This window comes from Streptomyces sp. NBC_00239, from assembly GCF_036194065.1.
Lineage (GTDB): Bacteria > Actinomycetota > Actinomycetes > Streptomycetales > Streptomycetaceae > Streptomyces.
The window spans coordinates 2442337-2467607 of record NZ_CP108095.1; the positions used below are offsets into that span (position 1 = coordinate 2442337).

A 25271-nucleotide genomic window follows, 5' to 3' on the forward strand; every position below is an offset into this window, starting at 1 on the left:
CCCCTCGATCATGATGCCCCGGCGGCGAGGCGCAGGGCGGCCAGGGGCTCCCAGTGGACCGGGACATCGCGCATCAGCAGGGCGCTGTCCAGGTGCGCGGTACCGGGCGGGAAGCGCTCGGGGTCCTCGAAGAAGGTGGAGGTGACCGAGTCGAGGACGGCGGGCACCACCCTCCAGGCGTCGGTGTGCAGCCGCATGCCGTCGAGCCGGGTGCCGGAGCGGTCGGGCGAGTAGCCCGAGGGGCCCTGCCGGAAGAATTCGGAGGCCTCGTCCACGGTGCCGAAGAGCTCGCTGCCCAGCAGCGCGTCGGCGACCCGCGCGGCCACCTGCACCCGGGTGGTCCCGTCGCGCGTCTCGTAGCCGATCCGCAGGTCGTGCGGCGTCTCGGCGACGTCGAACACGGCAGAACCGTGGGTTCCGGGGAATACCCGCCCGCCCGCCAGGACGTTCAGCCGGGAGCCGCTGTCCCGGCGCGGGATGTAGACGCCCGTACCGGCGCCGTCCGGGCCCTCCCAGGTGACGGCGATCCGGTGCGCGGCGTTCTCGCTTCGCAGTCCGGTGCCCCCGGGCGCCCACACGGGCCGGGTGTTCCCCAGTCTCAGCAGGCAGATCCCGGCGACGGCCCAGCCGTTGACCAGCTGCGGCACCAGCCCGGCGGGCAGGAGCGCGGCGGCCGCTTCGGGGTCGACCCGGTAGTTCACCAGGAGCCGGCGCTCGATGACGCTCGCCAGTCGCGGATTGATCATGGCGTGTTCTCCCCTTGTGCCCGCCGGACGGTGCGTGCACATGGAAGCACGCGCGCCGCGGACCGCCCCGGGGAGGGTGGCCGTACGCCGAAGCGGGACCGGTCCGAGGACCGGTCCCGCTTCGTCAGCCTGCTCGGCCGGCGGTCGCCTTGGGGACCGCCGGCTCGGCCGGGATCAGCTGCAGCCGCTGGTGGAGCCGCAGCCCTCGCAGATGTAGCAGGAGCCGGCGCGCTGCATCTTCGTCCCGCAGGAGAAGCACAGCGGGGCGTCGGCGCTCACACCGAGCTGCATTTCGACGAGCTCCGCGTTGGAGTGCGCCTGCTTGGGGGCGGGCACCGCGGCGACCGGCTGCGGGGCCGGTGCGACCGCCGCGAGCGGGGCCGGCTGCGTCAGGCTCTCGGTGTCCAGCTCCTCCTCGGCCGGCTCGTACGAACCGGTGTCGAGGTGGCGCTGGCGCTCCTCGGCGGAGTGGATGCCGAGGGCCGAGCGGGTCTCGAAGGGCAGGAAGTCCAGCGCCACGCGGCGGAAGATGTAGTCGACGATCGACTGCGCCATCCGCACGTCCGGGTCGTCCGTCATGCCGGCCGGCTCGAAGCGCATGTTCGTGAACTTCGCGACGTACGTCTCCAGCGGGACGCCGTACTGCAGGCCCACCGAGACGGCGATGGAGAAGGCGTCCATCATGCCCGCGAGGGTGGAACCCTGCTTGGACATCTTCAGGAAGACCTCGCCCAGGCCGTCGTCCGGGTAGGAGTTGGCCGTCATGTAGCCCTCGGCGCCACCGACCGTGAAGGAGGTGGTGATGCCCGGGCGGCCCTTGGGGAGGCGCTTGCGGACGGGGCGGTACTCGACGATCTTCTCCACCGCGGCGCGGACGGTCTCCTCCGCCTTGGCGGTGATCTCGGCCTTCTCGTCGTCCTTCTTCTTGGCGGAGAGCGGCTGGCCGACCTTGCAGTTGTCGCGGTAGATCGCGAGGGCCTTGACGCCGAGCTTCCACGCCTCGAAGTAGATCTCCTCGACCTCTTCGACGGTCGCCGTCTCCGGCATGTTGACCGTCTTGGAGATCGCGCCGGAGATCCAGGGCTGGATCGCGGCCATCATGCGGACGTGGCCCATCGGGGAGATGGAGCGCTCGCCCATCGCGCAGTCGAAGATCGAGTAGTGCTCGGTCTTCAGGCCGGGCGCGTCCACCACGTTGCCGTGCTCGGCGATGTGGGCGACGATCGCCTCGATCTGCTCCTCCTGGTAGCCCAGGCGGCGCAGGGCCTGCGGGACGGTGCCGTTGACGATCTGCATCGAGCCGCCGCCGACGAGCTTCTTGAACTTGACCAGGGCCAGGTCCGGCTCGACACCGGTGGTGTCGCAGGACATCGCGAGACCGATGGTGCCGGTCGGCGCGAGCACGGAGGCCTGCGCGTTGCGGAAGCCGTTCTGCTCGCCGAGGCGCAGCACGTCCTGCCAGGTCTCGGTGGCCGCCGCCCAGATCGGGGCGTCCAGGTCGTCGCCGCGCACGGCGGCGCCGTTGGCGTCCGCGTGCTGCTTCATGACCCGCTTGTGCGGCTCGGCGTTGCGGGCGTAGCCGTCGTACGGGCCGACGACCGCCGCGAGCTCGGCGGAGCGCTTGTACGCCGTACCGGTCATCAGCGAGGTGATCGACGCGGCGAGGGTGCGGCCGCCGTCCGAGTCGTACGCGTGGCCGGTCGCCATCAGCAGGGCGCCGAGGTTGGCGTAGCCGATGCCGAGCTGGCGGAAGGCGCGGGTGTTCTCGCCGATCTTCTCCGTCGGGAAGTCGGCGAAGCAGATGGAGATGTCCATCGCGGTGATGACGAGCTCGACGACCTTGGCGAAGCGCTCGGACTCGAAGGACTGGTTGCCCTTGCCGTCGTCCTTGAGGAACTTCATCAGGTTCAGCGAGGCGAGGTTGCAGGACGTGTTGTCCAGGTGCATGTACTCGCTGCACGGGTTCGAGGCGGTGATGCGGCCGGACTCGGGGCAGGTGTGCCAGCGGTTGATCACACCGTCGTACTGGATGCCCGGGTCGGCGCAGGCCCACGCGGCCTCGGCCAGCTTGCGGAAGAGCGCCTTGGCGTCGACCTTCTCGATGACCTCGCCGGTCATGCGGGCGCGCAGGCCGAACTCGGTGCCGTTCTCGACGGCCGTCATGAACTCGTCGTTCACGCGGACGGAGTTGTTGGCGTTCTGGTACTGGACGGACGTGATGTCGTCGCCGCCCAGGTCCATGTCGAAGCCCGCGTCGCGCAGGGCGCGGATCTTCTCCTCTTCCTTCACCTTGGTGGCGATGAAGTCCTCGACGTCCGGGTGGTCCACGTCGAGCACGACCATCTTGGCCGCGCGGCGGGTGGCGCCGCCCGACTTGATCGTTCCCGCGGACGCGTCGGCGCCGCGCATGAAGGAGACCGGGCCGGAGGCGTTGCCGCCGGAGGAGAGGAGCTCCTTGGAGGAGCGGATGCGGGAGAGGTTCAGGCCGGCGCCCGAGCCGCCCTTGAAGATCATGCCCTCTTCCTTGTACCAGTCGAGGATCGACTCCATGGAGTCGTCGACGGCGAGGATGAAGCAGGCCGAGACCTGCTGCGGCTGGGGCGTGCCGACGTTGAACCAGACCGGCGAGTTGAAGCTGAAGATCTGGTGGAGCAGGGCGTAGGTCAGCTCGTGCTCGAAGATCTCCGCGTCGGCGGGCGAGGCGAAGTAGTCGTAGTCCTCGCCGGCCTTCGTGTAGGTCTTCACGATCCGGTCGATCAGCTGCTTGAGACCGGTCTCGCGCTGCGGGGTGCCGACCGCGCCGCGGAAGTACTTGCTGGTGACGATGTTGACCGCGTTCACCGACCAGAAGTCGGGGAACTCGACGCCGCGCTGCTCGAAGTTGACCGAGCCGTCGCGCCAGTTGGTCATGACGACGTCACGGCGCTCCCAGGCCACCTCGTCGTACGGGTGCACGCCGGGGGTGGTGTGGATGCGCTCGATACGCAGCCCCTGCCGGGCCGCGGCAGCCTTGGTCCCCTTGGCTCGGGAACCACGTGCCGGACCGCTCGCCGTCTCTGTCATGCCGCCTCCCATATGCGGGCAAAAACGCCCAAAAGTGCCGGATTAATCCCATGGCACGGTGTGTGTCTGATCTAGCTCAAAGCCCGCGGGTAACGCTCCGCGGACAGGTCTGTGTCCTGCCGGACCGCCCGGCCGCTCTGCGGCCGCGGGTCAGTCGGCGGCGGTGGCGGGCACGGGGACCGAGCCGGTCCCTCCGGGCTCGCACTCCGCCAGGGCGGGCCGCCGGTCACGGAGCTCCGTGATCGCGGCCTCGAAGTCCTCGAGTGTGTCGAACGCCTTGTAGACGCTCGCGAAACGCAGGTACGCCACGAGGTCGAGCTCCTGCAGCGGGCCGAGTATGGCCAGACCCACGTCGTGGGTGGTCAGCTCGGCACTCCCGGTGGCGCGCAGCGCCTCTTCGACCCGCTGGCCGAGCTTGGCGAGGGCGTCCTCCGTGACCGGCCGCCCCTGGCACGCCTTGCGCACGCCGGAGATGACCTTGGTACGGCTGAAGGGCTCCGTCACCCCGCTGCGCTTGATCACCATCAGCGACGCGGTCTCGACCGTCGTGAAACGGCGGGAGCAGTCCGGGCACTGGCGGCGTCTGCGGATCGACGTGCCGTCGTCCGTCGTACGACTGTCGACGACGCGGCTGTCGGGGTGCCTGCAGAAGGGGCAGTGCATGGCTCCCAACCCTCCCTCTCGGCACGACTGATTCGCCTCGGAATCATCCCGGACAGGTCCTGCCAGGGCTCTCGAAGCAGCCACCAGCATATGCGATGCCGGGACCCTCGTCAGACCCGAGGACCACAACTTCTGGGTAGCCTCGGCAATCCAACCACTAGATCTTGGGTTGGCAAGGATTGAGGCAGCCCAGCGTGTCGCGGGTCTTCATGGCCTGATGAGGCCGCCCCGGATGCCAGACTGAGACTCTCGTCGCACCTGGTGGCGGACCGACGCCCCACCGGCGCCGCCCCGTGGCCACCCGACCGGGAAGGGTACCGTAGGGAACGGTTCCGGCACCGAACCCGCGTTCGGACCGGCAGCCGCGTCGGCCACCTATACACCTCACCCGCTGATCACGGTCGGTGAACTTTGTTTTTTCACTCGAACGTGTGTTTGGCGCAACCTTTCGAAAGCTACTACCGTTGTCCAGCTAGGGAGAACAAGTCGAGAGGGGCCGACGTGACCACCACCGCAGACAGTGCCACCATCACTGCCCAGAACCGCTCCCAGAGCCGACTCGAGCCGGTGCATGCCATGAATGACGCAGCCATGACCCCGGAGGGTGACGGCGTGCGCCCGGCACGCTCCCTGCCCGGCCGACCTCCTGGCATCCGAGCGGACAGTTCCGGTCTCACGGACCGGCAGCGGCGGGTCATCGAGGTCATCAGGGACTCGGTACAGCGGCGCGGGTACCCACCGTCGATGCGGGAGATCGGCCAGGCCGTCGGCCTGTCCAGCACCTCCTCCGTCGCCCACCAGCTGATGGCTCTGGAGCGCAAGGGCTTCCTGCGGCGCGACCCGCACCGCCCCCGGGCGTACGAGGTGCGCGGCTCTGACCAGCCCAGCTCGCAGCCCACGGACACCACTGGCAAGCCCGCCGCCTCGTACGTGCCGCTCGTCGGCCGGATCGCGGCCGGCGGCCCGATCCTGGCCGAGGAGTCCGTCGAGGACGTCTTCCCGCTGCCGCGGCAGCTGGTCGGCGACGGCGAGCTCTTCGTACTGAAGGTCGTCGGCGACTCCATGATCGAGGCGGCCATCTGCGACGGGGACTGGGTGACCGTCCGCCGCCAGCCGGTCGCGGAGAACGGCGACATCGTGGCCGCGATGCTGGACGGCGAGGCCACCGTGAAGCGCTTCAAGCGCGAGGACGGCCATGTCTGGCTGCTCCCGCACAACGCCGCCTACCAGCCGATCCCGGGCGACGAGGCGACCATCCTCGGCAAGGTCGTGGCCGTGCTGCGACGGGTCTGAGACCCGTCTCCCTAGACCGGACCCCGGGACCTACTGCGCCGGTCCCGGGGTCCTGCCGTGCCCGCACGCGGGCCGGAAGCTACGTGCCGTCGGCCGCGGCCGCCGCGTCGATGGCGGCGAGCGACCTGCGGACCTGGTTGCGGTCGGTGGTGTACCAGAAATCGGGCAGCGACGACCGCAGGAAGCTTCCGTAGCGGGCCGTGGCCAGCCGCGGATCGAGCACCGCGACGACGCCCCGGTCCCCTGCGGCCCGCACCAGCCGCCCGGCTCCCTGGGCCATCAGCAGCGCGGCGTGGGTGGCGGCGACCGCCATGAAGCCGTTGCCGCCGGCCTCCTCCACGGCCTTCTGCCGGGCGCTCATCAGCGGATCGTCGGGGCGCGGGAACGGAATGCGGTCCATGACCACCAGCTGGCAGTTGGCGCCCGGGACGTCGACGCCCTGCCAGAGGGACAGCGTTCCGAACAGGCACGTCTTCGGGTCGGCGGCGAAGTTCTTGATCAGCTCACCGAGGGTCTCCTCGCCCTGGAGGAGGATGGGCACGTCCAGCCGGCTGCGGAGCTCCTCGGCCGCCGCCTGGGCGCCGCGCATCGAGGAGAACAGGCCGAGCGTACGCCCACCGGCCGCCTCGATCAGCTCGGCGAGCTCGTCCAGCATGTCGCCCCGCGAGCCCTCCCGGCCCGGCGTGGCCAGGTGCTTGGCGACGTACAGGATGCCCTGCTTCGGGTAGTCGAACGGCGAGCCGACGTCGAGGCCCCGCCAGACCGGCAGGTCGTCCCCCGTGACGCCTTCCGGGGCCAGGCCCAGCGAGGCACCGACGCCGTTGAAGTCGCCGCCGAGCTTGAGGGTGGCCGAGGTCAGGACCACCGACCGGTCCGCGAAGAGCTTCTCCCGCAGCAGGCCGGACACCGACATGGGGGCGACCCGCAGGGTGGCGCCGAAGCGGTCGTGCCGCTCGTACCAGACCACGTCGTACTCGGAGCCGTTGGTGATCCGCTCGGCGACCGAGTGGATCGTCTCCACGGCGGCGAGGGCCTGCTTGCGGACCGCGTCCTCGTCCTGGACGGACTTGTCGCGGGTCGCGCCCATCGCCGAGATCACGTTGCGGGCGGCGTCGCGCAGGGCGAGCAGTGCGTACCCGAGGTCTTCTGGGATCACTTCGAGGCGGCCGGGGAGCGCCAGCTCCATGAGGCGTTCGAATCCCTCGGCGGCCGTCTGCAGCGAGTCGGCCGTCTTCTCGTTGACCAGCTTCGCCGCCCGCTTCACGGCGCGGTTGACCTGGCCGGGGGTGAGCTCGCCGGTGGCGACGCCGGTGACCCGGGAGACCAGCTCGTGCGCCTCGTCGACGATCAGCACCTCGTGCTGCGGGAGCACCGGCGCCCCCTCGATGGCGTCGATGGCGAGCAGCGCGTGGTTGGTGACCACGACGTCGGCCAGCTTGGCGCGCTCGCGGGCGGCCTCGGCGAAGCATTCGGCGCCGTACGCACACTTCGTCGCGCCGAGGCACTCCCGGGAGGATACGGAGACCTGGCCCCAGGCCCGGTCCGAGACACCGGGGGTGAGGTCGTCGCGGTCGCCCGTCTCGGTCTCGTCGGCCCAGTCCCGCAGGCGCAGCAGGTCCTTGCCGAGCTTGCTGGTCGGGGCGGCGGCCTCGAACTGGTCGAAGAGGCCGTCCTCCTCGTCCTGCGGGGCGCCCTCGTGCAGGCGGTGCAGGCACAGGTAGTTGGACCGGCCCTTGAGCATGGCGAAATTGGGCCGGCGGCGCAGCTGCGGGTGCAGCGCCTCGACGGTCCGCGGCAGGTCGCGCTCGACCAGCTGGCGCTGGAGCGCGAGTGTGGCCGTGGCCACGACCACGCGCTCGCCGTGCGCGAGGGCCGGCACCAGGTAGCCGAGGGACTTTCCGGTGCCGGTGCCGGCCTGGATAAGCCGGTGGGAGTTGTCGTCGATGGCTTCGGCGACGGCTTCGGCCATGGCCACCTGGCCGGGCCGCTCCGTACCGCCGACGGCGGTGACGGCGGCGTGCAGCAGGTCGGGGAGGGAGGGCTTCGTCATAGCACCGACAACCCTACGCGGCTCCGCCGACATCGCGTCACGGCCGGTGCAGCGGGTTGGGGACGGTGCCGTCGACGACGGCGTGCGGGCGCTGGGGGCGGTCCCGGTATCCGTCGCTGTACAGCCGGTTCCGGTTGAGGCACAGCCGGCCGATCCGGGGGGCGAGGAGGTCGAACAGCTCGAAGCGCTCCTTCAGCTCCGGGAAGCGCTCCTGATAGCGCACGATCTCGTCGCGGGCCAGCGACCAGAAGGTGCTCTCGGGGACGCCGACGCGGTCCTCGCAGATCGCGGAGAGGTAGCGGAAGACGCCGACGAACAGGCCGGAGTGGATGAACTGGGGAAGGAAGCTCGCGGGCTCCGTGAGGAGGACGTCCCGCACCTCCTCGGGCATGGAGGCGCGCTCGGGCAGCGGCTCCGCGCTGACGTTGACGTCGTCGACGAAGTCCTTCACGGCCAGCCGGACGGGGACGTCGTGCGCGTCGAAGACGACGATGGCGTTCTCGCCGTGCGGGGAGAAGACGGTCCCGTAGCGGTAGAGGAAGTGGAGCAGCGGCGGGAGCAGCGCGGTGAAGAGGCGCTGCAGCCAGACGGTGGGGGTGAGGCCCGAGCGGGCGATCAGCTCCTCGGTGAAGGCCCGGCCGCGGGGGTCGGTGTGCAGCAGCGAGGCGAGGGTGCGGGCCCGCTCGCCGGGAGCGAGGCGGCCGGTCAGCGGCTCCCGCCAGATCGCGCCGAGGAGCTCCTTGTACTGGTACGGGACCTCGGGGAGCTCCTCGTATACGGGGTGGCCGACGGTCACCGAGGCGACCTCGCCGAGCAGGATCACCCCGCATTCGTCGCGGAGGAACGGGTCGGCGTCGCGCAGCGAGTGCACCCAGGCGGTGACGGCGGGAGCGGCGCGGGCCAGCCGGGTGGGCAGCCCGCGCCAGACGAGGGTGTTGAAGACGGACAGCGGCAGCTTGACGCTGTGGCGTTCCGGCCGGGAGACGTTGAGGAAGGTCCGGATGGACTGCTGCGGCAGCCGGACGTCGAGGTCGGCGGGCAGCGGTACGAGGGCGCCGGAGGCCAGGGAGGAGGCGAAGAGGGGGAGGACGATCTCGTCCCACTGCCAGGGGTGCACGGGGAGGTAGAGGTAGCCGCGGGGGTCGAGGCCGCGCTCGCGCAGCGCCTGGTCGAAACCGGCCCGGGTGACGGGGTCCAGCTCGCGGGCGTAGAGCCGGCCGGGGTCCTCCAGGCCGGCGACCCCGCGGTAGCTCGCGAGGGAGGTGTGCGCGGCGAGCCAGGGGAGCCGGCGGGGGGTGCGGGCCTCGGGTGACCACGTGGCGGTGTCCGTGCCGGAGAATCCGAGCCGCCCCTTGTTGAGGACGAGCCAGGGGTGTCCGGTCTGGTGGCCTTCGAGCGCGGCGTAGTCGAGGTCGGCGAGTACGTCCGCGGTGAGGGCGTGGTGGTCGAGGCGGGCGTCGGCGCTGAGGGTCGCTCCGAGTTCGCGGATCAGGTGGCCGAGGGTGGCGCCGTCGAGCCCGAGGAGGCGGCGGGCCAGGACCACGAACCTGAACGGGTCCGTGAACGGAACGGGCGCCGCCGGGGGCGCCGCGTGTGCCGTCGCCGGGGTGAGCGTGAGGGTGCCGGGGTCGACGTGCCAGCTGTCGTAGGTGCGGCGGCGGGCCCGGAATCCGAGGACGAATCCGTCGTCGAGGGCCAGCGTCCAGGCATCGGTGCCGGAGGGGTCGGCGCGGGGCCGGAGGATGTCCTCGTACGCGAACTCGGCGATCATCTTGGCCAGCAGGCGCCGACCGGCGGATTCCCAGGTGGCGGCGTTGAGTTCGGGCGGCGTGTGGGGGGCGGGCGGCTCGGGCGGCGGGGTGGAGTCGGGGCGGGCCGGGAAATTCTGCACGGGACTCCTCGGGTGGGAACTCGGCGGCGGAGAGCGGCGTTTTGCAGGTGTCGGGGGTTGTTCAGAGCAGGCTGCGCAGGGCCCGCTCACGGAACATCAGGGCGGCGCGCTTGCCGGGGAGGTCGATCTCCGCGGCGAAGCGGAATCCAGAGCTGAGGAAGGCTGAGACGGAGGGGGTGTTGCGGATGTCCGGTTCGGCGACGACGCGCGTGCAGCGGGGACGGTTGTCGAGCACGAGGTCGGCCACGGCACGGAGCAGCAGCGTTCCGAGACCGCGTCCGCGGTCCGTGACGTCTCCGATCAGCAGGTGGATACCCGTGTCGTGGGGGCGCGCCGGGTAGTGCCGGGAGACCGGGTCGAGGTCGGCCCGGTAGATCTCCCAGTAGCTCATCGGTGTGCCGTCGAGTACCCCGAGGCAGGGGATGCTCCGGCCGTCGCCGTCGAGCTGGGCCCGCAGGTGCGCGGCGGTCACGGATGCGGGTCCCGCGAGTTCCCAGAAGGCGGTCACCGCCGGGTCGTTCATCCAGCGGGCGAGAAGCTCCAGGTCGCGCTCGACGCGCACGGGCACGAGCTGGAAGGCGCCCGCGGTGGTGTGGGCCGGCCGCCAGGTGGCCGGGGAGTCCAGCAGGTCGGCCTCCGCGAGGAACGGCAGGCTCTCGATCGTGTCGGGGCGCGGTGCGGGCGGGACGGGTTCCGCGGCGAGCAGGGCGAGCAGCTCCCCCGGGATCCTCAGCTCAAGGGTGTCGTCGCACGACGAGCCGGCGCGGCGGACCGCGCGTGCGGTGTGCGGATCGGGGCCCGCGTCGGTGGGTGTCATGGCGGCGGCTCTTCTCGGATCAGTCGTGGAGGGGGTTGGTGAGGGTGGCGTAGACGGACTGGGTGTCGACGGGTCCGACGAGCTCGTCCAGGCCGTGGAGCCGGGTGAGGAGGTTGGCCTTGCAGCGCAGGGTCGGGGATTCGAGCAGCAGGGCCGGGAGGGGGCCGAGGCCTGAGTTCTTGCCGAGGAAGCGGCGGAAGGCGGCGAGCAGGAGGCGTTCGTCCGCGAGGTGCTGGGAGCCGAAGGCGCCGATCAGTCCGAGGACGTTGTTGATGCCGAGGTAGTAGGCGAAGCGTTCGTCGGTGACGGCGTCGGGGACGAAGGTGTCGCTGGCGGAGCCGATGCCGGGCAGGCGGCGGTCGAGTTCGGCGCGGTGGGACGCGCGGAAGTAGTAGCCCTGGTTGTCGCGGTAGCGGCCGCCCGTGGGCCAGCCCGCCGGGTCGAGCAGGACGAGGGTGTTCTGCTGGTGCGCTTCGAGGGCGATGCCGGCCAGGGCGTCGAGGGCGAGTACGGGCAGGACGACCTGGTCGAGGTAGCGCAGGAACCACTCGGTGGCCACGGCGGAGGTGGGGCGGCCGGTGCTCGTGGCGAGCCGGTCGACGGTGTCGGCGAGCCGGGAGGTCACTGTGTCGCGTCCGGGCCACGGGCGCGGTGCGGTGAGGGCGGCGATGCAGACGGCGTCGTCCGCGGGGCCGAAGGGGTTGTGCCGGAGCAGGGCGTCGAGGCCGGGCACGGGCTCGCCGTCGGGGGTGTCGACGGCGACCCAGGCGGGGTCGCGGACGATGTCGAAGCCGGGGTGGGCGGCCTGCCACTGCTCGGCGAGGCCGGAGCGCAGCAGCCGGTGCACCTCGACGCCGCGGTGGAGTTCCTTGCGGAGGTTCTCCCGGCGGGAGTTGGTGATGGGGACGCCGAGGGAGAGCTTGAGCATCGCGGGGGCGCCGGGGCGGTGCACGGTGCGGACGGAGGAGGTGGGGTGCCAGGGCTCCCCGTGGGGGCCGAGGTCGTGGAGGAGTCCGGCGTCGCGCAGGGCGGCGACCGGCGGGCGGTGCAGCAGGTCGCGGGCCTGCCAGGGGTGCAGGGGAAGGGGGGCGGTGTCCTCGGGGAGGTCGAGTCCGGGGGCGAGGCGGGCGAGGAGCCGGGCCGCGGGGACGGCACGGCCCCCTTCGGTCCAGGCCGAATCGGTGGCGAGGACGGACTGGTGGACGGCCATCCAGTGCAGGGGGAAGGAGCCGTGGAGTTCGGGTGAGTACAGGCGGGCCTCGGCGTCGGAGAGTCCTTCGCGGCTCTTCGGCGTGGGGTGCAGGGGGTGGCCGAGAAGGAGGGACTGTTCAGCGGTGAGGAAGGGATCCGAGCCGGCCGGGGCGGTGGGGTGGGCGCGCCGGTGGCGGATGAACACGGCGGTGCGGCGTACCGAGTCGGCGACCCTGCCGACCAGGTCGGCGCCGCCGCGGGCGCCGCCTTCGCGGACGAGCAGCCCGGCGAGGGTCACGGCGTCCAGGACGGGGGCCTCGGCCGGGGCGCACTCCAGCCGGGGCGGGGCGAAGCGGTGCCAGCCGGTGGCGGACCAGTAGCGGACGGGGGTGAGCAGGGCGGTGCCGGAGGCGGTGAGCGGGATGCGCAGGACGCCGCCGGCGGGCTCGGGCAGGTCGTTCTCGCGCACCCAGCAGCGGAGCAGGTTCTCGACGGCGGCGGCTTCGGCGGCGAGCGCCGGATCGCGGTGGTCGAGGAGGTCGGGCTGGCCCGCGAGACCGGGGAGGCTGCGCGTCCCGGCCGGGTGGGCGACGGGGTCCGGCGCGGGCGGGCGGTGGCGGGTGACGCCGTCCTTCTGCCGGGGCACGGTCGCCGCCGGCGCCGCGTCGGGGTGGGCCTGCGGGGCGTGGGGGTGGCCTTCGGCCGGGGGCGGTTCGGGTGCGGGGGTCGCGTTCACGGGGCTTCCTTGGAGAGGTGTCCGGTTCGGTGCGCGGCGGGTCACGTGTGGTGGCGGGCTCGTTCCGCGGCGGCGATGGCGTCGGCCAGCCGGTCGAGCACGGCTGCCGCCTGTTCGTCGGTGAGCGTCAACGGGGGCAGCAGCCGGACGACGCTGGAGTGGCGGCCGCCGAGCTCGACGATGAGTCCGCGGCGCAGGCACTCCTGCCGGACCGCGGCGGCGAGTGCGGGATCGGCGGGGGCGGGTCCGCCGGAGCCCGGTCCGCCAGCGGTGCCGACCACCCGGGCCGGGTCGTCCGTAGCGTGTGCGGCGTGCTGGGCGTCGCCCGGGTGGGCGGTGCCGGTCGGGTGCTGCGGGCCGGGGGCGGTGGCCGGGGCTGCGGAGCCGCGGCGCTGCGCCGGGGTGCGGTGGCCTGCCGTGCCGCCGGGCCCGGACGTGTCCGCGCCGACGGGGGGTGGGCGGTGGTCGTCCGCCGGGGGGCCCAGGCGGCGGGGGGCTTCCGGGTCGACGATTTCCAGGCCGATCATCAGGCCGCGGCCGCGGACGTCGCCGATGCAGGGGTGGGCGGTGGCCAGTCCGCGCAGGGCGGTGAGCATGCGGTCGCCGAGTGCGGCGGCGCGCTCGGCGAGCCGGTTCTCGCGCACGTAGGCCAGGGTGGCGGTGCCGGCGGCCATGGCGAGCTGGTTGCCGCGGAAGGTGCCGGCGTGGGCTCCGGGCTGCCAGGCGTCGAGGTCCTCGTGGTAGACGACGACCGCGAGCGGGAGGCTGCCGCCGATGGCCTTAGACAGCACCATCACGTCGGGGACCACGCCGGCGTGGTCGACGCCCCAGAAGGCGCCGGTGCGGCCGACGCCGGTCTGGACCTCGTCGGCGATGAGCGGGATGCCGCGCTCACGGGTGAGCGTGCGCATGCGGCGCATCCAGGCGTCCGGGGCGGGCAGTACGCCGCCCTCGCCCTGGACGGGTTCGAGGATCATGCCGGCCGGCGCGGCGACACCGCCCTTGGGGTCGTCGAGGAGGCTCTCGGTCCAGCGGGCGGCGAGTTCGGCGGCGGCCGGACCGCCCGTTCCGAAGGGGCAGCGGTAGTCCTGGGGGTAGGGCAGCCGTGTGACCCGGACGTCCTGGGCGCCGCCGGAGGCGTCGAGGGCGCCGGCCGTCATGCCGTGGTAGGCGCCGGTGAAGGCCATCAGTCCGGAGCGGCCGGTGGCGGTGCGGACCAGCTTGAGGGCGGCCTCGACCGCGTCGGTCCCGGCCGGCCCGCAGAACTGCACCCGGCCGTGCGCGGCGAGCGGGGCCGGGAGGTTGGCGAACAGCTCGGTGGTGAAGGCGTCTTTGACGGGGGTGGCCAGGTCCAGGACGTGCAGGGGCGCTCCGGAGTCGAGGACCTTGCGGATGGCCTCCAGTACCACGGGGTGGTTGTGTCCGAGGGCCAGCGTGCCGGCACCGGAGAGGCAGTCGAGGTAGCGGCGGCCGTCGGCGCCCTCGATGGTCAGCCCGCGGGCGCGCACCGGCACGATAGGCAGCGAGCGTGCGTAGGTCCGGGCCGCGGACTCCCGTAGGGACTGGCGGCGCAGGATGGCCTCGGGCCCGCCGGCCCCGGCCACCGCGTCCACGCGTGCTGCTGCGGCAGCCTGTTCGGTCAAGGCCACGGCTCTCGGTCCTCCCGCATGGATCGCTCTTCGAACAAGGACGCTGTCCTCGCATTCCCCCGTACGTACCAACGACGGTGGCGGCGGCGGATCACGGGTGGGTCCGAAGATCCTTGCGGTCGGGGAACCGCGGCCCCGCTCCGCACCGTCACCAACGGCAGCGGCATAGTGGGGGGTTGCACTCCACGCCTCGAAGCAGCAGGGGGATACACGACATGCGACCGATCCGACCGGCTTCCGCCGCCCCGAGCGGGCGAAGTTCCCGCCGCGGACCCCGGGTTCTGGCGGCCACCGGCCTGTGTGCCGTCCTCGCCGTGACCGCGGCGGCCTGTGGGCCGGGCGGTGACGAGGCGTCCGGTGAGAAGCCGACCGTCGCGGCCAGCGATCCGGCCCCCGGCCCCGGCGGGCTCAAGATCCCGGACCAGCTGAAGGAGAAGCTCAAGGAACACGGCATCGACCTGGACAAGTGGAAGGGCGGTGCCTGGAAGAACTGGAAGAAGGACGACTGGCTCCGCGAGGCCGAGGACTTCATGAACCCGATCATCGAAGACCTGTGGGACCCGGACCGGATGCGGCGGGCCGAGCAGCCCGACCAGCCGGTGGCGGACCCGGACCTCGGCAGCGACCAGGGCGTCACCGACCCGACGCCGGCGCCGGTGCGGGCCCGCGCGGTGGGTACGCCGTACCACCAGAGCGTCGCCGAGGCCGGGAAGGTCTTCTTCGACGGCCCCGCGGGCTCGATGGTCTGCTCGGCGACCGTGGTGAAGGACCCCGCGCACCCCGGCAAGTCGAACATGGTGTGGACGGCGGGCCACTGCGTGCACGCCGGCAAGAAGGGCGGCTGGTACCGCAACATCGCCTTCGTGCCGTCGTACAACGACGCGGGCCGCTCGGCGCAGGAGCTCAAGGACGCGAGCCGCGACCAGGTCGCCCCGTACGGCGTGTGGTGGAGCGACTGGGCGCAGACCTCGGACCAGTGGATCGCCGAGGGCGGCCCGACCGGCGGCGCGGGCGCGCCGTACGACTTCGCGGTGCTGCACGTGACCCCGGAGGAGGCGACCGGCAAGTCGCTGGAGGAGACGGTCGGGGCGGCGCTCCCGGTGGAGTTCCAGGCGCCGTCGGTGCCGAAGATCGCGAAGATCACGGCGACCGGCTACCCGGCTGCCGCGCCCTTCGACGGCCAGCGGGCGTTCCAGTGCGCCGACCGGCCGGGCCGGCTCTCGCTGAACGAGCAGGACCCGGTGATGTACCGGATCGGCTGCACCATGACCGGCGGCTCCTCGGGCGGCGGCTGGGTGGCCACCGGGCGTGACGGCGAGCCGGCGCTGGTGTCGAACACCTCGATCGGACCGGTGACCGCGGGCTGGCTGGCCGGTCCCCGGCTGGGCCCGGAGGCGAAGGCGATCTTCAGGGCGACGAGCGGCAAGTTCGCCGGACAGTAGTCCCTGACGGCCGGACAGCAGTCCTGGACGACGGCAGGCACGACGGTACGGAAAGCAGCACGCACGACGGCACGTGCGAAGGGCCCCGGCCCCCTGTGATCAGGGGGCCGGGGCCCTTCGCGCGGCCACCGCCGCGACGGGTGCGACTGCCGCCGTGCCTGCCTCGGCTGCTGTGCCTGCCGGTTACCGCTTGGCCGGCACGTACGGCGCGAGGTCCGAGGCGAGTTCCTCGTTGACCCGCGCCTTGAGCAGGGTGCCCTCCGGGGTGTGCTCCTCGGAGATCACCTCGCCCTCGGCGTGGGCGCGGGCGACGAGCCCGCCGTGCGTGTAGGGCACGAGCACCTCGACCTCGACGGACGGCCGCGGCAGCTGGGCGTCGATGAGCGCGAGGAGCTCTTCGATCCCCATGCCGGTGCGCGCCGAGACGGCGATGGAGTGCCGTTCGATGCGCAGCAGCCGCTGCAGGACCACCGGGTCCGCCGCGTCGGCCTTGTTGATCACCACGATCTCGGGGACGTCGACCGCGCCGACCTCCCGGATGACCTCGCGGACCGCCGCCAGCTGCTCCTCCGGCGCCGGGTGCGCTCCGTCGACCACGTGCAGGATCAGGTCGGAGTCGCCGACCTCCTCCATCGTGGAGCGGAAGGCCTCGACGAGGTGGTGGGGCAGGTGCCGGACGAAGCCCACGGTGTCGGCCAGGGTGTAGATCCGGCCGGTGGGCGTCTCGGCCCGCCGCACGGTCGGGTCGAGGGTGGCGAACAGCGAGTTCTCCACCAGGACGCCCGCGCCGGTGAGGCGGTTGAGCAGCGAGGACTTGCCTGCGTTGGTGTAGCCGGCGATGGCGACGGACGGCACCTTGTTGCGGCGCCGCTCCTGCCGCTTGATGTCGCGGCCCGTCTTCATGTCGGCGATCTCCCGGCGCATCTTCGCCATCTTCTCGCGGATGCGGCGCCGGTCGGTCTCGATCTTGGTCTCACCGGGGCCTCGGGTGGCCATGCCGCCACCGCCGCCGCCACCCATCTGACGGGAGAGCGACTGACCCCAGCCTCGCAGTCGCGGCAGCATGTACTGCATCTGCGCGAGCGCGACCTGCGCCTTGCCCTCTCGGGACTTGGCGTGCTGGGCGAAGATGTCGAGGATCAGCGCGGTCCGGTCGACAACCTTGACCTTGACGACGTCTTCGAGGGCGATGAGCTGGCCGGGGCTGAGCTCGCCGTCGCAGACGACGGTGTCGGCACCGGTCTCCATGACGATGTCGCGCAACTCGCGGGCCTTGCCCGAGCCGATGAAGGTGGCCGGGTCCGGCTTGTCGCGGCGCTGGATGACGCCGTCGAGTACGAGGGCGCCCGCCGTCTCGGCGAGTGCGGCGAGCTCCGCGAGGGAGTTCTCCGCGTCGTTGACCGTGCCGGAGGTCCAGACACCGACGAGCACCACGCGCTCCAGGCGCAGCTGGCGGTACTCGACCTCGGTGACGTCTTCGAGTTCGGTGGAGAGGCCGGCCACGCGGCGCAGGGCCGCGCGCTCGGAGCGTTCGAACTGCTCGCCGTCCCGGTCTCCGTCGATCTCGTGGCTCCAGGCGACGTCCTCTTCCATCAGGGCATCGGCCCGAAGGCTCTCGGTGAAGCTCTGCGCGTCCTGCGCGTCCTGGGAAGGGGAAGAAGAGGAGGTCATTGGATCCTTACGTCAGATGTGAATGTGCTGCTTGGTTGCAACGCGTGACGTGCGGGGAAGATTCCCCGGCGCCCGCGGCCTGTCGATAGTGACATGCCCTTCAGGAGGGCGTCACACCCTTTTCGCGGCGGGGCGTCACCGTGCGTGGGCGGCGGCCCACTCGGGGTGTCCGGGCATCGCGGGCGTCTTGTCCCCGTACAGCCAGGCCTGGAAGAAGGCGTCGAGGTCGCGGCCGGAGACCTCGGCGGCGAGCCGGACGAAGTCGGCGGTGTCGGCCGTGCCGTCGCGGTGGTCGGCGACCCAGCGGCGCTCCAGTCGGTCGAAGGCCGCGGCGCCGATCTCCTGCCGCAGGGCGTACAGGACGAGCGCCGAGCCGTCGTAGACGACGGGCCGGAACAGGCCGATCTTCTGGCCGGGGGCGGCGGCCTTGGGGGCTGCGGGCGGTCCCCCGGCGGCCCGCCACTGGTCGGAGCGCTGGTAGGCCTCGCGCATGCGGCGCTCCAGGGAGTACTTCCCTAGCCCGTCGGCGTACAGGGCCTCGTACCAGGTGGCGTGGCCCTCGTTGAGCCACAGGTCGGACCAGGTCCGCGGGCTGACGCTGTTGCCGAACCACTGGTGGGCGAGCTCGTGCACCATGACGGCCTCGACGTACCAGGTCGGGTAGCCGGGTTCGGTGAAGAGGGCGCTCTCGAAGAGCGAGAGGGTCTGCGTCTCCAGCTCGAAGCCGGTGCGGGCGCGGGCGATCAGCACCCCGTAGTTCTCGAAGGGGTAGGGGCCGAGGCGGTCCTCCAGCCAGGTCAGGTGGCCGGGGGTCTTGGCGAGCCAGGGTTCGAAGCGCTCGCGGTCGGCGGCGGGCACGACGTCGCGGACGGGCAGGCCGTGCGGGCCGGCGCGGTGGACGACGGCGGACGTGCCGATGGACACCTGGGCGAGTTCGGTGGCCATGGGGTGGAGGGTGCGGTAGGTCCAGGTGGTGGTGGCCGGGGCGGCGCCCCGACGGCCGTTGCGGACGGTTGACTCGGGGATTCCGTTGGCGACGGCGGTCAGGCCGTCGGGGGCGGTGATGCGCAGGGTGAAGTAGGCCTTGTCGGCGGGGTGGTCGTTGCAGGGGAACACCCGGTGGGCGGCGTCGGCCTGGTTGGCCATCGCGAGGCCGTCCTCGGTGGGCACCCAGCCGCCGTCGGCGCGGCCGCGCGGGTCGCTGGTGTGGCGGACGGTGATGCGGAGCGTGGCGCCTTGCGGGAGCGGGGTCTGCGGGGTGAGGACGAGGTCCTCACCGGCCGTCTCGAACCGTGCGCTCTCGCCGTTGACCTCGGCGGACGCCACTGTGCCGTGGGTGAAGTCGAGGTTGATCCGCTCCAGCGGCTGGAGGGTGACGGCGTCGAGCGTGGTGACCGCGTCGAGCGGCTTGGTGTTGCTCGCGTACGTGAAGGACAGGTCGTAGGCGAGTACGTCGTACCCGGGGTTGCCGAGTTCGGGGAAGAGGCGGTCGCCGATGCCGAGCGCCAGCGGCGGCGGCATGACGGCGGCGACCAGGGTCATCGAGGCGGCGGCGAGCAGGGCGGCACGCAGGCGGCGCGAGGTGAGCTGCATGACACACCGCTACCAGCGCCTGCGCGGTGCCCGGGGGCGGCGCGCGACGATCCCACCCGAAAGGGAGAGATCCGGCGCGGCTCAGGCGCGGCTGACGTCGTAGACGCCGGGGACCTCGCGCATGGCGCGCATCAGGGCGGGCAGGCCGGACGCGTCGGGGAGCTGGACGGTGTAGGTGTGGCGGACGCGCTGCTCGTTGGGGGGTTCCACGGTGGCCGAGACGATGGAGGCGCCTTCGCGGGACATGGCCTCGGTGAGATCGGCGAGCAGATGGGGGCGGCCGAACGATTCAGCGACCAGGGTGACCATGCAGTCGGCGGTGGCCCGCCAGTGGACGGCGACGGGGGTGCGGCCGGTCTCGCGCATGCGGTCGACGGCCGAGCACTGCACGCGGTGGACGGTGACGGCGCCGCCCCGGACGACGAACCCGGCGACGGAGTCGGGCGGTACGGGGGTGCAGCAGCCGGCCAGGCGTACGGGGGCGTCGGGGAGGTCCACGACGGCGTTGCCGCCGGCGGCGCGCAGCCCGGTCATGGGGAGGGGGGCCCGCGGGGCGGCGGTGGGCACGTGCGGCCCGTCGGGATGGGCGCGCAGCCAGCCGCTGATGGCGATGCGGGCGGCCGGGGTGCGGGCGTGCTCCAGCCAGTCCGGCGCGGGCCCGGAGGCCGCGTCCTGCGACAGGAGCAGTTGTACGGTGTCGCCGTCCGCGAGCCGGGTGCCGAGGGCGGCGATGCGCCCGTTGACGCGGGCGCCGATACAGCCGTGGGCGGCCTCCCCGTGCCGGGCGTAGGCGGCGTCCACGCAGGTGGCGCCGGCGGGCAGGCTGACGGGGCGGGGGTGGTCGGCGAGGAAGACGGTGATCTCGCGGTCCTGGGCGAGTTCGGCCCGCAGCGAGGTCCAGAAGGTGTCGGGGTCGGGGGTGGACTGCTGCCAGTCGAGGAGCCGGGAGAGCCAGCCGGGCCGGGTGGGGTCGATCCGCTCGCCGGCGGCGGCGGGGTCGGCGCATTCGGCGGGGGCGTACGGGTTGCCGAGCGCGATGACGCCGGCCTCGGCGACGCGGTGCATCTGGCGGGTGCGGATGAGGACTTCGGCCACCGAGCCGTCGGGGGTGGCGACGGCGGTGTGCAGGGACTGGTACAGGTTGAACTTGGGGGCGGCGATGAAGTCCTTGAACTCCGAGACGACCGGGGTGAAGCAGGTGTGCAGCTCGCCGAGGGCCCCGTAGCAGTCGGCGTCCTCGCCGACCAGGACGAGGATCCGGCCGAAGGAGGAGCCGCGCAGCTCGCCGCGTTTGCGGGCGATGCGGTGCACGGAGACGAAGTGCCGCGGGCGGACGTGCACTTCGGCGGCGATGCCGGCCTCGCGCAGGACGGCGCGTACGGAGTCGGCGACGGCGGGCAGCGGGTCGTTCTCGGCGGCGTGCGCGGCGATCAGGGCCCGGGTGTGCTCGTACTCCTCGGGGTGCAGGATCGCGAAGACGAGGTCTTCGAGCTCGGTCTTGAGGGCCTGGACGCCGAGCCGCTCGGCGAGCGGGATCAGGACGTCGCGGGTGACCTTGGCGATGCGGGCCTGCTTTTCGGGACGCATCACGCCGAGGGTGCGCATGTTGTGCAGGCGGTCGGCGAGCTTGATCGACATGACGCGGACGTCGTTGCCGGTGGCGACGAGCATCTTGCGAAACGTTTCGGGTTCGGCGGCGGCGCCGTAGTCGACCTTTTCGAGTTTGGTGACGCCGTCGACGATGTAGCAGACCTCGGCACCGAATTCGGCGCGCACCTGATCGAGGGTCACCTCGGTGTCCTCGACGGTGTCGTGGAGGAGTGAGGCCGTCAGCGTGGTGGTCTCGGCGCCGAGTTCGGCGAGGATCAGCGTCACGGCGAGCGGGTGCGTGATGTACGGTTCGCCGCTCTTGCGCATCTGGCCGCGGTGCGAGGTCTCGGCGAGGACGTAGGCCCGGTGCAGGACGGCGAGGTCCGCGTCGGGATGGTGGGCGCGGTGGGCTTCGGCGACGTGGCCGATGGCGTCGGGGAGCCGGTCGCGGGAGGCCGGGCCGAGCAGTGCGGCCCGGCCCAGCCTGCGCAGATCGATCCTGGTGCGGCCCCGTCTGCGGGCGGCGGATCCGCCGAGGCGGAGCTCCGCCGCTGCGTCGGGGTTTGTGGCCTCTGCACTCATGGGGACCTCCGGCGGCATCGACCGGCGGTGGACGGGCATGGGGTGAGCCCTCGGGGCCGGTGTCTGATGTTACCGACCCCACCACGTGGCGCAGTCCGGCTCTCGCCCAGCGTGAACCGGATCACCCATTCGAGGGAAGCTCTAGGCGAAAGCCGTTTCGGTCAGCCAGGCCGGGTCGATCTCGCCTTCGGCCACGATCACGGCCGGCCCGGTCATCTCGACGCTGCCGTCCGGCTGCTCGGTGATGACCAGGGTGCCGCCGGGCAGGTCGACGGTGTACGTGGCGGCTTCGCCGGTGGTGGCGGGGTCGGCGCCGTCGCGGCGGGCGGTGGCGACGGCCACGGCGCAGGCGCCGGTGCCGCAGGAGCGGGTCTCGCCCGCGCCGCGCTCGTGGACGCGCATGGCCACGTGGCGGGGGCCGCGGTCGACGACGAACTCGACGTTCACACCGGTGGGGTAGGCCTCGGCAGGGCTGAACGGCGGTGCGGTGTACAGGTTGCCGGCGTCGTCGAGGTCGGCGACGAACGCCACGGCGTGCGGGTTGCCCATGTTCACGTTGAGCGCGGGCCAGGTGTGCTCGCCGACGGAGACGGTGACGTCTCCGCCGGGCAGGGCGGCGCGGCCCATGGCGACGGTGACGTCACCGCTCTTGGAGAGGTGGACGCGCTTGACGCCGCCGCGGGTGGCGATGGCCAGGTCCCCGGCCTCGGCGTGGCCGGCGTGCTGGAGGTAGCGGGCGAAGACGCGGACGCCGTTGCCGCACATCTCGGCGATGGAGCCGTCCCCGTTGCGGTAGTCCATGAACCACTCTGCCTCGGCGGCCAGGTGCGCGGCCTCGGGGTGGGCCGCGGAGCGGACCACGTGCAGCAGGCCGTCGCCGCCGATGCCGGCGCGGCGGTCGCACAGCCGGGCGACCGCCGTGGGCGGCAGGTCGATCGCGTTGTCCGGGTCGGGGATGATCACGAAGTCGTTCTCGGTCCCGTGGCCCTTGAGGAAGGCAAGCCCTGTAGTGGTCACCCGGCCATCGTACGGGGGCGGGGTGACGGCGGGCGGACGGGGCGGGCCCGCACCGGACCGGGAGCGCCGCGGGCGCGGCGGACGGCGGCGGCCCGGCGGACGGTCGTCGGCCGGGCGGCACGAGCGAGCGGGAGCGGGAGCGGCCGACGATCAGCGCAGCCGGGCGACGCGGGCGGGCGGGAGAGGCCGGCGGTCAGCGCAGCCGGGCGACGCGGGCGGGAGAGGCCGGCGGTCAGCGCAGCCGGGCGACGCGCCATACGGCGAGGAAGGCCACCGTGAGGACGATGACCGCGTACAGGCCGACGATGCGCCAGTCGGGGCGTTCGCCCGAGCCGCGGGCCGGCAGGCCCGGCCAGGTGTGGCCGACGCGGCGGGCGGCCATCATGCCCCAGCCACCGGCGCAGCAGCTGATCAGCAGGCCGAGCATGGCCACGACCGCGCCGCCGTCGCCGAACTCGAAGGCGAGGGGGAAGGCGAACATGAGGGATCCGGCGGCCGCGAGCATCACGATGGGTGCGAGCTGCCAGATCCGCAGCCTGCGCTGCGGGCGCAGTTCGACCTCGAACTCGGGGACGACCTGCTCGTGCTCGGGTCCGTCCGGACTGAGCCGGTCCGGCTCCGCGGGAAGGCCCAGGACGGCAGGGAGGATCGACTCCGGATCCTGTCCGGTGCCGTCGCGCCCGGTGTCTCGAGGGCCGGCCTCCATCGCCACGTGCCCTCCCCACTAGGACTTCGTTCCGCCGAGTTTGATGATGGCACGCCCGCGGACCCCGTACGGGCGTCCGGAGCGTCCCGATGCCATCACGTGATCAGGCTGTAACCGCTCGTTCGACCAACGACTGCGCGAGTCCGGGCAGTTCCGCGCGGTCCGCGGCGGCGCCGCTGAGCCAGTGGACCCGCGGGTCGCGGCGGAACCACGAGTCCTGCCGGCGGGCGAACCGCTTGGTGGCGCGCACGGTCTCGGCGCGGGCCTCGTCCTCGGTGCACTCCCCCGCGAGTGCGGTCAGCACCTGCTGGTAGCCGAGCGCCCTGGAGGCGGTGATTCCGTCGCGCAGGCCGGCGGCTTCGAGGGTCCGCACCTCGTCGACGAGCCCGTCCTCCCACATCCGGTCCACGCGCAGGGCGATGCGCTCGTCGAGCTCGGGGCGGGCCACGTCCACGCCGATCTGCACGCAGTCGTAGACGGAGTCGGGGCCCGGGAGGTTGGCGGTGAAGGGGCGGCCGGTGATCTCGATGACCTCCAGGGCGCGGACGATCCGGCGGCCGTTGCCGGGCAGGATGGCCTGTCCGGCGGCCGGGTCGAGGGCGGCCAGGCGCGCGTGCAGGGCGCCGGGGCCCCGCAGCGTCAGCTCCTCCTCCAGGCGGGCGCGGACCTCGGGGTCGGTGCCGGGGAACTCCAGCGCGTCGATGGCGCCGCGCACGTAAAGGCCGGAGCCGCCCACCAGGACGGGGGTGCGGCCCTCGGCGAGCAGCCGGTCGATCTCGGCGCGGGCGAGGCGCTGGTACTCGGCGACGCTGGCGGTCTCCGTGACGTCCCAGATGTCGAGGAGGTGGTGCGGGATGCCACCGCGCTCGTCCATCGTCAGTTTCGCGGTGCCGATGTCCATCCCGCGGTAGAGCTGCATGGAGTCCGCGTTGACGACCTCGCCCCCGAAATGCCGGGCGAGGGCGACTCCCAGATCGGACTTTCCGGCCGCGGTGGGACCGACGACGGCGATGACCCGCGGTGCGGGGGCTGCACTTCTCACCGACCCAGTCTCGCAAACACCTGGCCCGGTACCCGAACGAGCTACGTGACAGCCGGCGGCCGGGGTCGTTGCCCTGGCGGGGTTCCGCCGGTCCGGCGCTCCGTCGGCCCAGTTCACCGCCGCGGAACTTTACCCGCACGAGTAACGTTATTGGAGTAGACATGGGCGTGTTTGCATGGTTTCGCCGGAAGGCCAAGGACGCCGTCGAGGCGGCTGCCGAGGAGACTTCGGCGCCTGCCCCGGCGGAGGAGCCGCAGGCCGTAGGCGCCGAGGCGACGACGGCGCGGGAGGTCACGGCCACGGAAGGCGTGGAGATCCCGAAGCAGCAGTCGGCGGACGAGGCGGCGGACAGCGAGACCGGTGAGGGCGCCCGTACGTAGGTATCCGCCAAGAGAAGGTGACCCATGGGCCTGCTGGACAATCTCAAGGCCAAGATCGCACCGGCCAAGGACAAGGTCGGTGACCTCGCGCAGCAGCACGAGGGAAAGATCGGCGAGCGCCTGGACAAGGTCGCCCAGGTCGTGGATTCCAAGACCAAGGGCAAGTACAGCGGCCAGATTGCGACCGGCACGGGCAAGGCGAAGGACGCGCTGGGCAAGATCGCCCACAAGGACGAGCCGGGCAGTGGCCCCACGGCGCCGGGCAGTGGCCCCGCGGCGCCCTGACACGGCGTCCGGTGTGAGGGGTGCGGGGGGGGGTTCCTCCCCGCACCCCTCACGCGTTCCCGGGGGCGGTCGGCGGCCGCGGGGCGGGTCGGGGGTTTCAGGACCAGGCGGCGACGAAGTAGCCGACGCCGTACGGGGCGTCCTCGTACAGCAGCCGGCCGTCGAGGCCCGCGCCCTCGGCCGCGCCCGCGAGCACCTGCCAGGAGGCCCGTCCGGCGGCCTGCAGTTCCGTGCCGAGCCGTGCGTCGACCGCCGCCAGCGCGGCCGTGTCGGCGGTGCCCAGCGCGCGGGCGGCCGCCGCGTCGAAGGCGGCGGCGCGCTCGTCCAGATAACCGGGGGCCTTGACGGTGCGGCAGGCGCTGCCGTCACCCATCACCAGCAGCGCGACCCGGCCGGCGGTGCCCGCCAGCTCCCGGCCTGCCGCGAGGCAGTCCTCGGTGGCCAGCGCGGGGCCGACGCCCAGTCCCGACACGGGGGCGCAGGCCCAGTCGGTGTGGTCGAGCAGCCAGGCGGCGACGGCCAGCGAAGGGGGCAGGTCCCGTCCGGCGGCGGGCCCGCCCGGTACCGGGGCGCCCAGCCGGACCTCGGCGGCCACGCCGAAGCCGTGGAAGGACCCGCGCGCGCCCTGCGGGTGGGCGCCCTCGCCCGCCGGGTCCGCGGGCCCGACCACGACCAGCCGGTCGGGCCGCGAGGCGGCGAGCACCGCCAGGGCGTCGGAGCACGCGGTGCGCGCCGCGGCGAGTTCGTCGGCCGCCCCGGCCGCGACCTGCGGCACGAGGAGCGGCGGGCAGGGGCATACGGCAGCGGCTACGAGCATGATCCGCAGCGTAGTACGCGCGAAGGCCCGGCGGGGCGGCCTCCACT

Annotated in this window: 19 protein-coding genes; 4 read left to right on the forward strand and 15 right to left on the reverse strand. The window is 72.8% G+C overall.

Features of this window, described 5'->3' with window-relative positions; genetic code table 11:
- Window positions 1-8: 8 nt before the first annotated feature.
- The 3 genes from OG764_RS10635 to nrdR all read right to left on the reverse strand — a co-directional run bounded on the left by OG764_RS10635 (window position 9) and on the right by nrdR (window position 4472).
- Entirely contained in the window at window positions 9-746 is a 738-nt protein-coding gene (locus OG764_RS10635) for a DUF2071 domain-containing protein (RefSeq protein WP_328968184.1), read from the reverse strand.
- Between the two features lie 174 nt (window positions 747-920).
- A complete protein-coding gene (locus OG764_RS10640; protein WP_328968185.1) occupies window positions 921-3809 on the reverse strand; it encodes a vitamin B12-dependent ribonucleotide reductase in 2889 nt (962 codons plus the stop codon).
- A gap of 150 nt (window positions 3810-3959) precedes the next feature.
- On the reverse strand, window positions 3960-4472 hold the full coding sequence (nrdR, locus tag OG764_RS10645; RefSeq protein WP_328968186.1) for a transcriptional regulator NrdR: 513 nt from the start codon (window positions 4470-4472) through the stop codon (window positions 3960-3962).
- A 501-nt stretch (window positions 4473-4973) separates the two neighbouring features.
- Here nrdR and lexA point away from each other — a divergent pair.
- Window positions 4974-5765, forward strand: a complete 792-nt coding sequence (lexA, locus tag OG764_RS10650) for a transcriptional repressor LexA (protein ID WP_328968187.1) — start codon at window positions 4974-4976, stop codon at window positions 5763-5765.
- Window positions 5766-5844: 79 nt separating this feature from the next.
- On the opposite strand, the gene OG764_RS10655 is transcribed toward lexA, so the two are convergent.
- The 5 genes from OG764_RS10655 to OG764_RS10675 form a co-directional block, all read right to left on the reverse strand.
- Window positions 5845-7815, reverse strand: a complete 1971-nt coding sequence (locus OG764_RS10655) for an ATP-dependent DNA helicase (RefSeq protein WP_328968188.1) — start codon at window positions 7813-7815, stop codon at window positions 5845-5847.
- A 37-nt stretch (window positions 7816-7852) separates the two neighbouring features.
- Window positions 7853-9706, reverse strand: coding sequence for an IucA/IucC family protein (locus OG764_RS10660; RefSeq protein ID WP_328968189.1), 1854 nt, complete (start codon window positions 9704-9706; stop codon window positions 7853-7855).
- A 61-nt stretch (window positions 9707-9767) separates the two neighbouring features.
- A complete protein-coding gene (locus OG764_RS10665) occupies window positions 9768-10523 on the reverse strand; it encodes a GNAT family N-acetyltransferase (RefSeq protein ID WP_328968190.1) in 756 nt (251 codons plus the stop codon).
- 19 nt (window positions 10524-10542) lie between these two features.
- A complete protein-coding gene (locus OG764_RS10670; RefSeq protein ID WP_328968191.1) occupies window positions 10543-12450 on the reverse strand; it encodes an IucA/IucC family protein in 1908 nt (635 codons plus the stop codon).
- Between the two features lie 41 nt (window positions 12451-12491).
- A complete protein-coding gene (locus OG764_RS10675; RefSeq protein ID WP_443056200.1) occupies window positions 12492-14093 on the reverse strand; it encodes a diaminobutyrate--2-oxoglutarate transaminase family protein in 1602 nt (533 codons plus the stop codon).
- Window positions 14094-14314: 221 nt separating this feature from the next.
- On the opposite strand from OG764_RS10675, the gene OG764_RS10680 reads away from it, so the two are divergent.
- A complete protein-coding gene (locus OG764_RS10680) occupies window positions 14315-15541 on the forward strand; it encodes a trypsin-like serine peptidase (protein ID WP_328968192.1) in 1227 nt (408 codons plus the stop codon).
- A gap of 183 nt (window positions 15542-15724) precedes the next feature.
- On the opposite strand, the gene hflX is transcribed toward OG764_RS10680, so the two are convergent.
- The 6 genes from hflX to miaA form a co-directional block, all read right to left on the reverse strand.
- Window positions 15725-17212 (reverse strand): GTPase HflX, encoded by a 1488-nt coding sequence (gene hflX / locus OG764_RS10685; protein WP_328968193.1) that lies wholly within the window; start codon window positions 17210-17212, stop codon window positions 15725-15727.
- A 135-nt stretch (window positions 17213-17347) separates the two neighbouring features.
- The gene (locus OG764_RS10690; protein ID WP_328968194.1) at window positions 17348-18805 is read right to left on the reverse strand and encodes a M1 family metallopeptidase; all 1458 of its coding nucleotides are present in this window, start codon (window positions 18803-18805) and stop codon (window positions 17348-17350) included.
- An 81-nt stretch (window positions 18806-18886) separates the two neighbouring features.
- Window positions 18887-20977 carry a RelA/SpoT family protein gene (locus tag OG764_RS10695; protein ID WP_328968195.1) on the reverse strand — a complete coding sequence of 697 codons (2091 nt, stop codon included), beginning with the start codon at window positions 20975-20977 and terminating at the stop codon, window positions 18887-18889.
- Between the two features lie 141 nt (window positions 20978-21118).
- Window positions 21119-21994 (reverse strand): diaminopimelate epimerase, encoded by an 876-nt coding sequence (gene dapF / locus OG764_RS10700; protein WP_328968196.1) that lies wholly within the window; start codon window positions 21992-21994, stop codon window positions 21119-21121.
- Between the two features lie 232 nt (window positions 21995-22226).
- Complete coding sequence (locus tag OG764_RS10705) at window positions 22227-22700, reverse strand: hypothetical protein (protein ID WP_328972939.1); 474 nt, start codon at window positions 22698-22700, stop codon at window positions 22227-22229.
- A gap of 103 nt (window positions 22701-22803) precedes the next feature.
- On the reverse strand, window positions 22804-23742 hold the full coding sequence (gene miaA / locus OG764_RS10710; protein WP_328968197.1) for a tRNA (adenosine(37)-N6)-dimethylallyltransferase MiaA: 939 nt from the start codon (window positions 23740-23742) through the stop codon (window positions 22804-22806).
- A 161-nt stretch (window positions 23743-23903) separates the two neighbouring features.
- Here miaA and OG764_RS10715 point away from each other — a divergent pair, with 161 nt between their 5' ends.
- Together OG764_RS10715 and OG764_RS10720 are read left to right on the forward strand one after the other, a co-directional pair.
- On the forward strand, window positions 23904-24122 hold the full coding sequence (locus OG764_RS10715; protein ID WP_328968198.1) for a hypothetical protein: 219 nt from the start codon (window positions 23904-23906) through the stop codon (window positions 24120-24122).
- A 24-nt stretch (window positions 24123-24146) separates the two neighbouring features.
- Window positions 24147-24407 carry an antitoxin gene (locus OG764_RS10720; RefSeq protein ID WP_328968199.1) on the forward strand — a complete coding sequence of 87 codons (261 nt, stop codon included), beginning with the start codon at window positions 24147-24149 and terminating at the stop codon, window positions 24405-24407.
- Window positions 24408-24504: 97 nt separating this feature from the next.
- Here the strand turns inward: OG764_RS10720 and OG764_RS10725 are convergent, their stop codons facing one another.
- Window positions 24505-25224, reverse strand: coding sequence for a class III extradiol dioxygenase subunit B-like domain-containing protein (locus OG764_RS10725; protein ID WP_328968200.1), 720 nt, complete (start codon window positions 25222-25224; stop codon window positions 24505-24507).
- Window positions 25225-25271 lie beyond the last annotated feature (47 nt).

What these genes read in the sequence shown, in the direction of transcription:
- OG764_RS10635 (WP_328968184.1), bottom strand. Translation starts at nt 746, where the DNA reads ATGATCAATCCGCGACTGGCGAGCGTCATCGAGCGCCGGCTCCTGGTG.
- OG764_RS10640 (WP_328968185.1), bottom strand. Translation starts at nt 3,809, where the DNA reads ATGACAGAGACGGCGAGCGGTCCGGCACGTGGTTCCCGAGCCAAGGGG.
- nrdR (WP_328968186.1), bottom strand. Translation starts at nt 4,472, where the DNA reads ATGCACTGCCCCTTCTGCAGGCACCCCGACAGCCGCGTCGTCGACAGT.
- OG764_RS10655 (WP_328968188.1), bottom strand. Translation starts at nt 7,815, where the DNA reads ATGACGAAGCCCTCCCTCCCCGACCTGCTGCACGCCGCCGTCACCGCC.
- OG764_RS10665 (WP_328968190.1), bottom strand. Translation starts at nt 10,523, where the DNA reads ATGACACCCACCGACGCGGGCCCCGATCCGCACACCGCACGCGCGGTC.
- OG764_RS10680 (WP_328968192.1), top strand. Translation starts at nt 14,315, where the DNA reads ATGCGACCGATCCGACCGGCTTCCGCCGCCCCGAGCGGGCGAAGTTCC.
- hflX (WP_328968193.1), bottom strand. Translation starts at nt 17,212, where the DNA reads ATGACCTCCTCTTCTTCCCCTTCCCAGGACGCGCAGGACGCGCAGAGC.
- OG764_RS10690 (WP_328968194.1), bottom strand. Translation starts at nt 18,805, where the DNA reads ATGCAGCTCACCTCGCGCCGCCTGCGTGCCGCCCTGCTCGCCGCCGCC.
- OG764_RS10695 (WP_328968195.1), bottom strand. Translation starts at nt 20,977, where the DNA reads ATGAGTGCAGAGGCCACAAACCCCGACGCAGCGGCGGAGCTCCGCCTC.
- OG764_RS10705 (WP_328972939.1), bottom strand. Translation starts at nt 22,700, where the DNA reads ATGGAGGCCGGCCCTCGAGACACCGGGCGCGACGGCACCGGACAGGAT.
- OG764_RS10715 (WP_328968198.1), top strand. Translation starts at nt 23,904, where the DNA reads ATGGGCGTGTTTGCATGGTTTCGCCGGAAGGCCAAGGACGCCGTCGAG.
- OG764_RS10720 (WP_328968199.1), top strand. Translation starts at nt 24,147, where the DNA reads ATGGGCCTGCTGGACAATCTCAAGGCCAAGATCGCACCGGCCAAGGAC.
- OG764_RS10725 (WP_328968200.1), bottom strand. Translation starts at nt 25,224, where the DNA reads ATGCTCGTAGCCGCTGCCGTATGCCCCTGCCCGCCGCTCCTCGTGCCG.